The sequence below is a fragment of the Riemerella columbina DSM 16469 genome, assembly GCF_000374405.1.
Classification (GTDB): Bacteria; Bacteroidota; Bacteroidia; order Flavobacteriales; family Weeksellaceae; genus Riemerella; species Riemerella columbina.
In genome coordinates this window covers 1-13,161 of record NZ_KB894246.1, presented here as the reverse complement: position 1 = coordinate 13,161, position 13,161 = coordinate 1, and the positions used below count along the sequence as shown (strand labels likewise).

The window sequence follows — 13,161 nt, the reverse complement described above, 5'->3', positions numbered from 1 at the left end:
AAAAACTTAAAAATACAACTGTTTCTCTTTTTATACAACTTATTTCCCTTAAAATATTAATCGAACTCAGGTTAAAGGCTCGTGGTGTGGAAGATATACTCATTACCGCTACCGACAATTTAAATGGATTTACTCAAACCATTCGTTCGGTATTCCCACAGTCACAAACTCAAATATGCGTAGTACATCAAATGCAAAGCATTCGTGAATACCTTTGAAAAAAAATAAAGACAAATGAACAAATTAGGAATGCTTGTAAATATGTGGTTTGGAAGGACAGAAAGGATTTTACAGCTGGTGGCCACAAAACTAGCTTTAGATGATTTTGCTAAAAAATGGGAGGGTAAATACTCTTATGCCGTGAAGTCTTGGAGAGATCATTGGGAGGAATTGACTGTATTTTTCGACTTTCCTTTAGAAATCCGTAAAATTATTTATACCACTAATTTAATCGAAAATCTTAATGGAAAAATCCGAAATGCAAAGCATTCATGAACACCTATAAAATAATAAATACTGTGAACTAAAATACACCAAAAATAAGATGTCTTTCCCTACCGATGAGGCGGTTATGAAGTCAGTATATCTCTCTATAAGAGAAGCCACTAAGAAATGGTCGATGCCTATTAGAAATTGGGGGTCGGTTTTAAACCAATTTATGCTTATTTTTGACCAAAGACTCAGACTCTAAAACCTGAGTCTCTCTTTTTAACTTACACACTTTAAGGGATAGTGTCAAAATTGCACATGTAAAACTTCTTTAGAACAAATATTTAAAGACTGGCTTTATGTCAGTCTTTTCTATTTGATGTAAAATGCTTATTCTTGCAATAGATTTTTATATTATGAAATTATCTTCTAAAGTCATAGTAGTAACTGGGGCTTCTGCTGGGATTGGTAGAGCCTTAGCAGAATATTTTGGTCAAAAGCAGTATCGGGTGTATGGATTGAGCCGAAAAGTGGTGCCCACGGATAGTTTTACTTCCATGTCGGTAGATGTTACGGATCATCAGCAAATCACAGAGGCTATTCAGCAAATTTTAGATAAAGAACAACGCATAGATGTATTAATTAATAATGCAGGAATGGGGATGGTAGGTGCCGTAGAAGATGCCACCAAAGATGATATTTTAAAACTGTTTAATCTAAACTTAGTCGGTGCAGTACAAATGATGTCGGCAGTTTTGCCCGCTATGAGGACGCAGAAACAAGGCGATATCATTAATATTTCGAGTATCGGTTCAGAAATGGGGCTGCCGTTTAGAGGATTTTATTCAGCGTCTAAATCGGCATTGGATAAAGTTACCGAAGCGATGAGATACGAAGTGTCCGATTGGAATATCAAGGTTTGTGCTTTGCACTTAGGGGATATTAAAACCAATATTGCTGACCATAGGGTGCAATCTAAAGTGTCTTCGCCTTATGAATCGATTTTTAAAAAAGTCCACCAAGTGATGAACGCTCATGTAGATGAAGGGATTGAGCCAAAAGCGGTGGCAGAATACATTGATAAACTATTGCAGAAACGCTCTTGGAAAGCGCATTATTATTTTGGGAAGTTGGGACAAAAAATAGGAGTGCCGCTCAAATGGATATTACCTCAAAACTTCTACGAAAAATTGATGCGAAAATACAATCAGATATAATTCATCATGCAGCGTGGGGTCTTCATATTATGTTTATTGTGGAACTGGATGATTTCGGCTCAGCAGAACCATTTTATATTGATAGACCAAGATACTCGGCAAACATTTTATAAAAAAGATTCTTTATCGGCGGCTAAATTTTTAGATTCTTTAGTAGAGCAACATTACTATTTAGCCCAAGTTTCAGAAGTAAAAACGGTAGGGGATAGCGTGAAAATTTATTTTAATAAAGGTAAAAATTATAACCATGCCCAAGTTGAATTATCGCCTAAAATTGAAAGTGATTTAAAATTAAAATCACCATTATTTACCCAAAATTTAGATTCTTTAAAACAAGCCCTTAATCAACATTATATCAACGAAGGTTTTACATTTAATAGAGTGAAAACGAAACTGAAGCGTTTCAATGAGGGAATACCAGAAGTTTATATCAGTTTAGTAACCACGCAAAAAAGAGTGATTAATGATATTAAAATAAAAGGTTATACCAAATTACCGAGAAAATTTGTAGACAATATAAAGCAAGAATTTGTAGGAAAAATCTATCAATCGCTATGGCTTAATAAAATATCAAAACGGTTTCAAAATCACACTTATGTAAGTCTAGAACGACCACTACAAACATTATTTACAGCAGATTCTACCCAAGTGTTTCTATTTTTACAAAAACGAAAAACCAATTCGTTTGATGGGGTTTTAGGCTTTGGAAATAACCAGTCGGATAAGTTGAGCCTTAATGGAAGTCTCAATTTTACTTTTAAAAATATCTTTAATGCCTTTGAAAGTATCCATTTCTTTTGGCAAAAAAATCCCAATCAGGGACAAAATTTTAACCTTGATTTTGAGTTGCCTTATATTGCGAAAACGAATATAGGTGCGCAGTTAAAGATGGATATTTACCGCCAAGATTCTACATTTGCCACCGTTAAAGTGCAACCGAGTCTCTACTATCTGTGGAAAAACGAACATAAGTTAGGAACTAAAGGTTATTTTGAGCTGTCGTCTTCATTGCAAAAACAAATAAGGAACGAGAATTTTAATAAAAAAGGGTTAGGGTTATGGTATCAATTGGAGCGGCTTTCCACATTAGAACTAATGATGTATGATACCAAAATAAGTGCAGACTTAGGATGGCTCTCTGCCGAATATCCCGATGAAAATTCCAAGTCGCAACAATGGCAATATTATCTTTTAGCAGAGCATAATTTTTATTTCACCCCAAAACATATCTTGAATTTAAAAGGGGAACTGTCGGGGATATCTACTTCTAAAATATTATCGTTTAATGAACTGTTAAGATTTGGAGGCTGGAATTCCTTGAGAGGTTTTAATGAACATAGCTTATTAGGAAAGCAGTGGGGCTACCTTGGTGCAGAGTACCGCTATATATTGAATCGTCAGGCTTTTGTAGATGGCTTTGTGCAATTGGGACAGTTGATGCCTAGTGGTACTGAAGCACCTATCTATCTTTATAGTTTTGGAACTGGATTTAGGATACAGTTGCCGATTGGAATCATGAGTTTTCATATTTCTAGCGGCAGTCTTTTTGGGGAAGTGGTTAAGTTTAAAGATATGAAAATCCATTGGGGCATTCTGACGAGATTTTAGATTGTAGAATTTGTGTAAACCTATTTCTTATCCTATTTTTGCATCGTAAAAAACAATCGATGAAAAATATAATCTCTGTAATTGGTCTTTTAATGATGCTCGTGAACTGTGGTAGCCAACAACCACAAACTAATATCATGAATAGCCAAGATATTAAAGAAATTGAAAATTTCCTTAAAAAAGCCCATCCCGAAGACCCAAGAAGGTCTATGCTTAAGCAGAAACTTATTACCCTTAAAAATAAAGCGTGGACTAAAAGAGATGCTGGCCCTGCTATGGAAGGTAGACCATTGCCTAAAATCACGGATGAAAGTAAGGCAGTAAAAGTCTATTCCGTTTCGGATGATGAGTTTCGTAAGTTGATGGCAGAATACGAATCTAAGCACAGCCAAAGAACCCTTAACCTTTTAAATCAACTATTCGATAATGATCCTAGTAATACCAAAACTATTGTGTTGGTAAGAAATAACTCGGATTGTAATCTTGTGATGAAGATTCAAGGCGCAAAATTCTATCAACTTCCAGTGCCGTCCAAAGGGGAAAATAGCATTGTGGTTGAAAAAGGCGATTACGAATTTAGTGGTATCCTATGTGGCGCTCAGTATGTTTCTAAAAAGAGTATTCATAAAAACTTAGTGATTGCTCTAGATACGCCCAAGCTTAGATAATTTTAACAAGTTTTTTATTTATTGAATTAAGATTTGTGAAAGTCTTAACAGGCATTTTTTGTGGAGGTAGTTATCTTTGTGGTTCAATAGATTCACCGCTATGAGGTTTGTAATAACAACCATTGTTACAATGCTAAGTACGGTACTAAAGGCTCAAACTTTTAGCGGTGTTTTTGTGATGGATGATGGCTCAGAACCTCAACTTAATACTATTTATATTACCAATCTTAGAACTCAAAAAACTGTGTTGAGTGATTATAAAGGTGCGTTTTCGATTGAGGTTCAATTGGGCGATGTGGTTCGTTTTACCTCTATTGTTACAGAGCGTAGCGATGTAATTGTTTCACAAAAATTACTTAAAAATCCTAATAATATTATTCCATTACCACGGGCTTACCATAATATCCCAGAAGTTCAATTGAGCCGATTTAAGCCTAGTGGCAATCTTCAAAAAGATGTCTTGGCATTAGAAAATAAAAAATCAGCATTAGCGATAAAGAAAATCTTGGGGCTACCCGAACCTAAAGGTGATGGTACACCGCCAGAACAGCCACATATGGCATTGGCAGATGGGGGCTTAACATTTAATCTAGAAACAATTTACGACCTGATTACTGGGGAGCAAAAGAAAAAAGAACGCCTCTATGCCTACGAAAAAATGCTAGCAACGACTTCGGCGATACGGAATTATTATGACGATAATTATTTTCTTTCATTGAAAATTCCCAAACATTATATAGACGATTTTCTTCAGTTTGTATACAGTTCAGAACGATTGGCGCCTTTAGTAGAAAACAATCAATTTGAAGCGGTAAAAGTTTTCTTGGAAAAATACCTGCCGGTTTACCAAAAAAGGCTTAAAAATAATGCCATGATGACGGTAGATTAGTTCTTTAAATTCAAAAAATTATTACCTTTGTCAGATAAATTTTTATTTTGAGCACGAAACAAAAACCATATCAACATCTTTCGCCTAAGCAACCGATTGGTATTTTTGATTCTGGGGTGGGTGGGCTTACCGTAGCCAAAGAAATTAAAAGGCAGATGCCTAATGAAAACCTGATTTATTTTGGCGACACCAAGCACTTACCCTATGGCGATAAGTCCAAAGAAGCGATTGTTCGTTTTTCCGAGCGTATTACAGAATTTCTACTAGAATGCCAGTGTAAGGCAGTGGTGATTGCGTGTAATAGCGCAACAGCCAATGCTTTAAAAGAGGTAAAACAATTGGTGGGTAAAGAAGCCTTGGTGTTTGATGTAATCAATCCTGTGGCAGAAAAAGCGGCTTATGAAATCCATACCAATGTTGGGGTCATAGCGACTAAGGCTACCGTTAATTCTGGAGTTTATAGAAAAAGTATTCGCAAGTTCAACAAATTTATCAAGGTAGATGAACTAGCGACACCACTTTTAGTGCCTGCCATAGAGGAAGGCTTTAAAAAGCATCCGATTACCCATGCCATGTTGTACCATTATCTAAGTAACAACAAACTGAAAAATATCGAAACCTTAATCTTAGGATGTACACATTATCCTTTGCTGATAGATGAGATTAAACAATATTACGGCAATAGAGTTCGTGTGATAGATTCGCCGAGTATTGTGGCGAGCTATATAAAGCATACGCTGGAGCAGCATCATTTACTGAATAAAAGTGAGGAAACGCCAGAAACGCAATTCTATCTTTCGGATTTAACCAAAAACTTTGAGAGAATTTCTAAAAAATTCTTTGGAAAGAAAATCAGTTTAGAGTTAAAAGTGTTGTAGTTCTATGGTTCTATAAAAGAAAAACTTACATTACCATACTTTCTCGTGTCTTGGATGTTTGGATGCTCTAGTTTCATTCTGCTTTGATGCTCTAAAACAAAAATACCATTGTCTTTTAAAAGATTGCCTTCTAAAACTAGGGAAATCAAATCTTGATATTTCTGCTCTGGCAAATCGAATGGTGGGTCTGCAAAAATTAAATCGTAGGTCTTACCTAAATTCCTGTGTTTTTTTAGCCATTCAAACACATCACTTCTTTGGATATTCACTTGCAAGCCAAAATCTAATTCTTGGGCAGTGGTATTAATAAAACCCGCGTGCTTGGCGTTCATTTCCACAGCGGTAATGTCTGGGCAATCTCTGGAAGCGAGTTCCAGAGTAATAGAACCAATCCCCGCAAATAAATCTAATGCCGTAATGAATGGAAAATCCATACGGTGGGCCAGAATACTAAATAGGGCTTCCTTAGCAAAATCTGTAGTGGGGCGAACCTCAAAGTTTTTTGGCGCCGCAATTCTTTTGGCTTTCCATTTTCCTGATATAATACGATACATAATGGTGTTTTAATGGGTTAGAGGTTATTTCATCATAATGAAATTCTTCTTATGTAGATTATCAAAAACCACTTTCATCTGTCCGACAAACTTATTTAGTTCTGAAATAAAGGTATCGTTTTCTGTAGTTTCCCCATAGACAAAGAATCGGGTTTCTGCTAGACCAAATCCTATTTTGCTTAAGGTGAACATAATGAAATAGAGGAAATCCACCTCGGAGTTGATATCCAGATTGTTATAAAGTACCACTTTACCTTGGTTTAAGGCAAAAAACTCGCATTGGTGGTGGTATAAATTAATATGAATTTCCTTTTTTCCTTGAGTAGAAAGTCTATTGAGAAATTGCTCGCCTGAAAAGTTAAAATGTGTATTAGGAAAGGCTTGTTTTATACTTTGGTAATAGTGTTTTGGTAGTGTATAATAAAACTGCACCTGATATTTTTTATTTAGAGATAACATGACTTCTTCGGTATGTCTATCTACTGGAGCATTATAACTAATGAGGTCATAGGCTAATTCATGTTGAGAAAATCCTTCTGGCATCATTGTAAAATGGTTGAGCGCAGAAATAACATTCACTGACGAAGTATTCGGCAGTGCTAGTATGGTGTTTAGTTGGTTTAGGATAAACTCCTTCGGCGAGGTTTCATCGACAAAAAATGAGGCTTCATCCACCACATTTTTGCCTTGGGTGCTTTGGTATTGTAGTCCGTCTTTAGTAAAAAGTAGCGTAAGATGTTGCATAAAAACCTCGTTTAGAAGGCAAATTTAATGATTATTTTTTTATAAAGAAAAACTAAAGGCAGCGTATGGGCAACACTACCTTTAGAGAGGATATTAGTTTTTAAGATTAAAATTGGTGTGCCACGCGGTCTAGCTTTTCCAAAAGTTGGTCTATTACCTCTAGAGGAACATTCAGGTGAGGTCTAAAACGAATTGATTTTGTCCCACAGCCTAGCACAATGACGCGTTCTTGGTAAAGTTTTTCTCTAAATAAATTCCTTAGTTCCGTAGAAGGAAGGTCAAAAGCACACATCAGCCCTCTACCTCTAGGATTGGAAATTAAATTAGGGTATTTATTAGAAAGGTTTTGTAGTCCTTTTAATAAGTGGTCACCTGCTTTAGTGGCATGTTCTATCAAGTTTTCGTTTTCGATAATTTCTAAAATGAGTTTTAGCCTCATCATATCAATAAAGTTGCCACCAAAAGTAGAGTTGATACGAGAACTTTCTTTAAATACATTATTTGGAACTTCATCCATTTTTTCTTTATTGGCAAGTATACCACAAACTTGGGTTTTTTTACCAAAAGAAATGATGTCTGGCGTTATGTTAAAGTGCTCAAATGCCCACATTTTTCCCGTCAACCCAATGCCAGTTTGTACTTCATCAAAGATTAATAAGACTTCATTGGCATCGCATAACTTCCTTAGTTCTACAAAAAACTCATCGCGGAAATGATTGTCGCCACCTTCGGCTTGGATAGGCTCAATGATGACGCAAGCCACCTCATCAGGATTGGCGAGGATAGCTTCTTCAATATGCAGTAGGGCTAGGCGTTCATTTTTAATGGTATCCTCTAAATTAGCTTCATTAATTGGAAAGGTTAGCTTAGGATTGATGATTCTTGGCCAGTCAAATTTTGGAAAATATTCATATTTACGAGGGTCGGCAGTATTAGTTAAGCTCAAAGTATAGCCACTTCTACCGTGGAAGGCTTGTTTAAAATGGATACAGATACCTGCTTCTTTTTGTAAGCCTTTAGCGAAATTTTTTCTAGTTTTCCAATCGAAAGCGGCTTTTAAAGCATTCTCAACGGCAAGCGTTCCACCCGAAATAAAGAAGCAATATTGCAATGCTTCGGGAATGGCAACCCTTTCAAATACTTTCATAAACTGAGCATATTCTTCGGAATAAACATCGGCTAAAGTCGGTTTGTTGACTGCCATTTTTCCTAGCCATTCGGTATGTTTTACGATATAAGGATGGTTATAACCAACAGAAGCCGAAGCAAACATAGAAAACATATCCAAAAATTCTTCACCAGAAAGTTTATCGTGTATCCATGAGCCGTGTGATTGTTCTATATCCATGACGAAATCAAAGCCGTCGGCGAGGATATGCTTGGATAGTATGGCTTTTACGGGGTTTTCATGTGATTGGGTTGTATCTTTCATTTTTACTTTATATTTTTAGATTAGGATTTTTAAATATCAAACTTAATGCCTTGTGCTAAAGGTAAATCTACAGTATAGTTAATGGTATTGGTTTGGCGTCTCATATAGTATTTCCATACATCTGAGCCAGATTCTCTACCGCCGCCAGTTTCTTTTTCGCCACCAAAAGCGCCACCAATCTCAGCCCCTGAAGTTCCAATGTTGACATTAGCGATACCACAATCCGAACCTGCATGAGATAGGAATAGTTCTGCTTCTCTTAAGTTTTGAGTCATGATAGCGGAACTTAAACCTTGTGGAACATCGTTTTGCATGGCAATAGCTTCGTTTAAGTCGGAGTATTTCATAAGGTAAAGAATGGGTGCAAAAGTCTCATTCTGAACAATGGTATAATGATTTTCTACTTCTGCAATACACGGTTTTACATAGCATCCAGAAGCATATTTTTTACCTTCTAATACACCGCCTTCTACCACAAAGTTGCCACCTTCTGCTTTGCATTGTTCTATTGCGTTTAAATATTGTGATACGGCGTTTTGGTCAATCAACGGACCAATATGGTTTTTCTCATCTAGAGGCGTTCCAATTTTTAATTGCCCATAGGCTTTTACCAATCTGTCTTTTACTTCGTCGTAAACGGATTCGTGGATGATGAGTCTTCTGGTTGAAGTACATCGTTGTCCTGCGGTACCTACCGCACCAAATACGGCTCCTATGATGCTCATATCTAAATCGGCATGCTCTGAAATGATGATGGCATTATTACCACCCAGTTCCAAAATAGATTTACCAAATCTTTTAGCTACATTTTGACTCACTATGCGACCGACTTTTGTAGAACCCGTAAAAGATACTAAAGGAATATTGGTATCGTTAACCAGTAATTCCCCAATCTGATGGTCGCCCACGATGAGTGAAGAAATACTTTCTGGCATATTGTTTTCTTCTAAAACTTCTGCGATGATGTTTTGACATGCAATAGCGCAAAGCGGTGTTTTCTCTGAAGGTTTCCAAATGGTAACATTACCACAAATCCAAGCTAAAGCCGTGTTCCAACTCCAAACGGCGACAGGAAAATTAAATGCAGAAATAATTCCGACGATACCCAAAGGATGATACTGCTCGTACATACGGTGTCCCGCTCTTTCCGAATGCATAGTAAAACCGTGGAGCTGGCGAGACAATCCTACTGCAAAATCGCAGATGTCTATCATTTCTTGGACTTCGCCGAGTCCTTCTTGCAAAGATTTTCCCATTTCATAGGATACGAGTTTGCCTAAATCTTTTTTATATTTTCTAAGTTTCACACCAAACTGCCGAACCAGTTCGCCTCTTTTGGGTGCTGGCATCAATCTGAACTCTTCAAATGCTTTTTTGGCTTTTGTAATGACTTTTTGGTAGTCTTTATCGCTACCCATTTTTACAGAAGCAATTAATTTACCATCGGTAGGGGAGTGACTTTCTATGGTTTCGCCAGACGCAAAGTATTTGCTGCCAAAGGAAACACCGTTGTTGTTTTTTTTGATTTTAAGTTTTTTTAAGGATTTAGCAATCCCAAAATCTTTTTTATTTTTAGACATACGATTTGATTTTTAAGTTCGTTAAATTTATAAAAATATTTTTAATATCCAAAATTGATAATGATACCTGAATTAATAATGTCCGAAGTTGATATCTAATAATCATTTTAATTTAAAATTATAAAATACAATAAATATTATTTGATGAATAGTATGTCATGGTTTAAATTAGGATGGTCTTTGTTTTCCGTTATTCAAGTTAAAAAAAATCATTAAATTGCATCATTAATTTTAATTTAAAACCATGGAGTATCCTAATTTAATCATAGAAATCGAAGACCGTATTGCCACTATCACCATTAACCGTCCTCAAAGCCTTAACGCATTGAATGCCGAAACCATTGAGGCGTTGGGACAAGCCTTGGGTGATTTAGAACAGAGTCCAGAGGTTCGTGTGATTGTGCTGACGGGGAGTGGCGAAAAATCTTTTGTGGCAGGAGCAGATATTAAAGAATTTAGCGATTTTAATACCGAAAAAGCAGAGCAATTGGCTAGAAATGGTCAACAGAAATTATTCAATAAAGTGGAAAATCTAAGTAAACCTGTCATTGCCGCAGTGAATGGTTTTGCCTTAGGGGGTGGATTAGAATTGGCGATGGCGTGTCATATCCGCTATGCTTCGGATAATGCTAAATTAGGGCTTCCAGAAGTGACTTTAGGTTTAATCCCAGGGTATGGAGGAACGCAGAGATTGCCTCAATTGGTAGGAAAAGGTTTAGCGAATGAAATGATTTTTTCTGCTAAGATGATTAGCGCCGAAAAAGCACAATCCATAGGTTTGGTCAATGAAGTGTTTCCCCAGTCAGAACTTTTGGAACAAGCGAAAAAATTAGCAACAACTATTGCTAGGAACTCACCACAAGGAATCAGTAAAGCGATAGAGGCTGTTAATGCATCCAATACGCCAGAAGGTTACGAAAAAGAAATAAAAGCCTTTGGCGAATTATTTGAAATGGAAGACAAAAAAGAGGGGGTTGCTGCATTTTTAGAAAAGAGAAAACCTCAATTTTAATTAAGGTATGGAGTATAATAAATTTGATATTGCCTATTTGCGAATGGCAAAAGAATGGGCAAAACTTTCTTACTGCAAGCGCAAGCAAGTGGGGGCACTCATTGTAAAAGACCGCACTATAATTTCGGATGGTTATAATGGAACGCCGTCTGGATTAGAAAACTGTTGCGAAGATGCCGAAGGTAAAACCAAATGGTATGTCCTACACGCCGAAGCCAACGCGATTTTAAAAATGGCAAGCAGCACACAATCTGCCGAAGGGGCAACCCTTTACCTGACCTTATCACCTTGTAAAGAATGCAGTAAATTGATTTACCAAGCAGGAATTAAGCGATTGGTCTACATCGACCACTATTCTGACCGCGAAGGTTTGGATTTTTTAGAAAAAGCAGGCGTAGAGTTGTTACAGATTAAAGAGGAATTATTGGACTAATGGAATGGGATGAGGCGATAGATGCGTATAAAATAGCGTTGAAATTTGAACGAAATCTTTCGGATAATACTATAGAAGCCTATACTCGAGATATAAAAAAGTGCCAATGCTTTGCGATAAATGAACTCAGTGGTAAAGCCCCTGATGTTATTGCGTTTTCAGATTTGCAAGAGTATTTGTATCAAAATTTAAAATTGAATTTAAGTGAACGCACACAAGCCCGACTGATTTCGTCTATTAAATCGTTTTTTAAATTTTTAAATGAGGAAGATTTTAGAACGGACAATCCAGCCCGATTATTAGAAATGCCAAAACTCGGATTGTATCTCCCCGATACTTTGAGCCTAGAAGAAATCAATCAACTGATACAAGCGGTAGATTTATCCTCGCCGTTGGGGGAACGGAATTTAACGATTATAGAAACGCTTTATGGTTGCGGATTACGTGTGTCGGAACTGACGGGTCTGCTGATATCCAATATCAACTTTAAAGAAAACTATATGGTGGTTCAGGGGAAAGGCGATAAAATGCGACTGGTACCTTTGGCTGATTATACGGCAGAACTAATTCAGAATTATATTCATGGGTCTAGGGCACAACTCAAGATAAAGCCAAAGGCGTCAGATATTTTATTTCTCAACCAACGCGGAGCAGGGATGACGAGAGTGATGGTGTTTCTTATCATTAAAGATTTAGCCCAAAAAGCTGACCTTAAAAAAACAATTTCACCCCATACTTTTAGACATTCGTTTGCAACGCATTTGCTAAGAAATGGTGCGGATTTACGATATATACAAGAAATGTTAGGACATTCGAGTATTACCACTACGGAAATTTATACGCATCTAGAAAATGAAGAGCTTAGAGATACCATTATAAAATATCATCCAAGAAATCAATGAATTATGGAATTAAACTATTGTCCACACTGTGGCACGTCCAATCTTAAATTTGGAAATAACCGAAAATTCTATTGTATCCAATGCGATTTTGTATTGTATCATAATTGTGCGGCTGCGGTAGCGGTATTGGTAACTTATCAAGATGAACTCTTATTGACCCGAAGAAATCAAAACCCCAAAAAAGGCTATTTAGATTTGAGTGGTGGATTTTGTGATCCTAACGAAACCGCAGAAGACACTTGTGCAAGAGAGTTGTTTGAAGAGTTACAGCTTAAAATCGATCCTGAACAATTGGAGTATTTAGGCAGTCAAAATAATCTTTACCCGTATAAAGGTATCTGTCAAGTTTCACAAGGTTATAGATGAAGTTGGTCAAAATTGTTTTGTAAAGATATAATTTTTTGTTCAAATATTTTAGGATTTATTCTAAAAATTTCAGGTTTTAATTCGAACCACTTTTCGATAGCTTGTATCGGGGTTTTAACCTTAAGTTCCTTCCTAAGTGAACCGTGTCTTCTGTAGAGGTTGTAGTAGGAGAAGAATTGAGCAAAATCTTGATATAATTCAGATACATTTAGATATTGATTTTTAAGAATCGTATGGTTTTTAATAGTTCCGTTTACTCTTTCTACCATTCCATTAGTCTTAGGTGGGGCAGGTTTGGTAAGGCGATGTTCGATGTCATTTTTAGCACATACTTCATCTAATTTAGAGGGTTTTTGACAGGCGTCACCTTTTTTAGATGCCAATAGTTTATTGGTAAATTCTAAGCCGTTATCTGTTAATACATGGGTTATTTTAAAAGGGAAGAAATG

The 13,161-nt window shown here is 36.5% G+C and carries 14 protein-coding genes and 1 pseudogene; 10 read left to right on the top strand and 5 right to left on the bottom strand.

All coding sequences use genetic code 11. The features are described from left to right. The 6 genes and pseudogenes from C237_RS14275 to murI form a co-directional block, all read left to right on the top strand. Positions 1 to 691: pseudogene (locus C237_RS14275) on the top strand (transposase); the annotation flags it as partial. A gap of 154 nt (positions 692 to 845) precedes the next feature. Continuing rightward, a complete protein-coding gene (locus tag C237_RS0108195; protein WP_033398838.1) occupies positions 846 to 1,646 on the top strand; it encodes an SDR family oxidoreductase in 801 nt (266 codons plus the stop codon). A 6-nt stretch (positions 1,647 to 1,652) separates the two neighbouring features. Further along, the gene (locus tag C237_RS0108190) at positions 1,653 to 3,254 is read left to right on the top strand and encodes a ShlB/FhaC/HecB family hemolysin secretion/activation protein (RefSeq protein ID WP_026315582.1); all 1,602 of its coding nucleotides are present in this window, start codon (positions 1,653 to 1,655) and stop codon (positions 3,252 to 3,254) included. A gap of 59 nt (positions 3,255 to 3,313) precedes the next feature. Continuing rightward, positions 3,314 to 3,922, top strand: a complete 609-nt coding sequence (locus C237_RS0108185) for a DUF6759 domain-containing protein (RefSeq protein ID WP_018676012.1) — start codon at positions 3,314 to 3,316, stop codon at positions 3,920 to 3,922. A 100-nt stretch (positions 3,923 to 4,022) separates the two neighbouring features. Continuing rightward, a complete protein-coding gene (locus C237_RS0108180; RefSeq protein WP_018676011.1) occupies positions 4,023 to 4,811 on the top strand; it encodes a hypothetical protein in 789 nt (262 codons plus the stop codon). Positions 4,812 to 4,858: 47 nt separating this feature from the next. Further along, the gene (murI, locus tag C237_RS0108175; protein WP_018676010.1) at positions 4,859 to 5,689 is read left to right on the top strand and encodes a glutamate racemase; all 831 of its coding nucleotides are present in this window, start codon (positions 4,859 to 4,861) and stop codon (positions 5,687 to 5,689) included. Positions 5,690 to 5,691: 2 nt separating this feature from the next. Here the strand turns inward: murI and C237_RS0108170 are convergent, their stop codons facing one another. The 4 genes from C237_RS0108170 to amaB form a co-directional block, all read right to left on the bottom strand. After that, positions 5,692 to 6,243, bottom strand: a complete 552-nt coding sequence (locus C237_RS0108170) for an RsmD family RNA methyltransferase (RefSeq protein ID WP_018676009.1) — start codon at positions 6,241 to 6,243, stop codon at positions 5,692 to 5,694. Positions 6,244 to 6,267: 24 nt separating this feature from the next. Further along, positions 6,268 to 6,987, bottom strand: coding sequence for a DUF3822 family protein (locus C237_RS0108165; RefSeq protein WP_018676008.1), 720 nt, complete (start codon positions 6,985 to 6,987; stop codon positions 6,268 to 6,270). Positions 6,988 to 7,093: 106 nt separating this feature from the next. Further along, a complete protein-coding gene (lat, locus tag C237_RS0108160) occupies positions 7,094 to 8,419 on the bottom strand; it encodes an L-lysine 6-transaminase (RefSeq protein ID WP_018676007.1) in 1,326 nt (441 codons plus the stop codon). 29 nt (positions 8,420 to 8,448) lie between these two features. Next, entirely contained in the window at positions 8,449 to 9,999 is a 1,551-nt protein-coding gene (gene amaB, locus C237_RS0108155) for an L-piperidine-6-carboxylate dehydrogenase (RefSeq protein WP_018676006.1), read from the bottom strand. Between the two features lie 244 nt (positions 10,000 to 10,243). On the opposite strand from amaB, the gene C237_RS0108150 reads away from it, so the two are divergent. The 4 genes from C237_RS0108150 to C237_RS13165 are packed head-to-tail and all read left to right on the top strand — an operon-like array spanning position 10,244 to position 12,712. Beyond that, positions 10,244 to 11,011 carry an enoyl-CoA hydratase/isomerase family protein gene (locus C237_RS0108150; protein WP_018676005.1) on the top strand — a complete coding sequence of 256 codons (768 nt, stop codon included), beginning with the start codon at positions 10,244 to 10,246 and terminating at the stop codon, positions 11,009 to 11,011. A gap of 7 nt (positions 11,012 to 11,018) precedes the next feature. Then, positions 11,019 to 11,444, top strand: coding sequence for a deoxycytidylate deaminase (locus C237_RS0108145; RefSeq protein ID WP_018676004.1), 426 nt, complete (start codon positions 11,019 to 11,021; stop codon positions 11,442 to 11,444). Further along, the gene (gene xerA / locus C237_RS0108140; RefSeq protein ID WP_018676003.1) at positions 11,444 to 12,346 is read left to right on the top strand and encodes a site-specific tyrosine recombinase/integron integrase; all 903 of its coding nucleotides are present in this window, start codon (positions 11,444 to 11,446) and stop codon (positions 12,344 to 12,346) included. Before C237_RS0108145 ends, xerA begins: the two co-directional genes overlap by 1 nt. A gap of 3 nt (positions 12,347 to 12,349) precedes the next feature. Continuing rightward, a complete protein-coding gene (locus C237_RS13165; protein WP_083917661.1) occupies positions 12,350 to 12,712 on the top strand; it encodes an NUDIX hydrolase in 363 nt (120 codons plus the stop codon). Here the strand turns inward: C237_RS13165 and C237_RS0108130 are convergent. After that, the coding region (locus tag C237_RS0108130) for an integrase core domain-containing protein (RefSeq protein WP_018676001.1) at positions 12,703 to 13,161 on the bottom strand (459 nt) is incomplete at its 5' end. The genes C237_RS13165 and C237_RS0108130 overlap by 10 nt on opposite strands.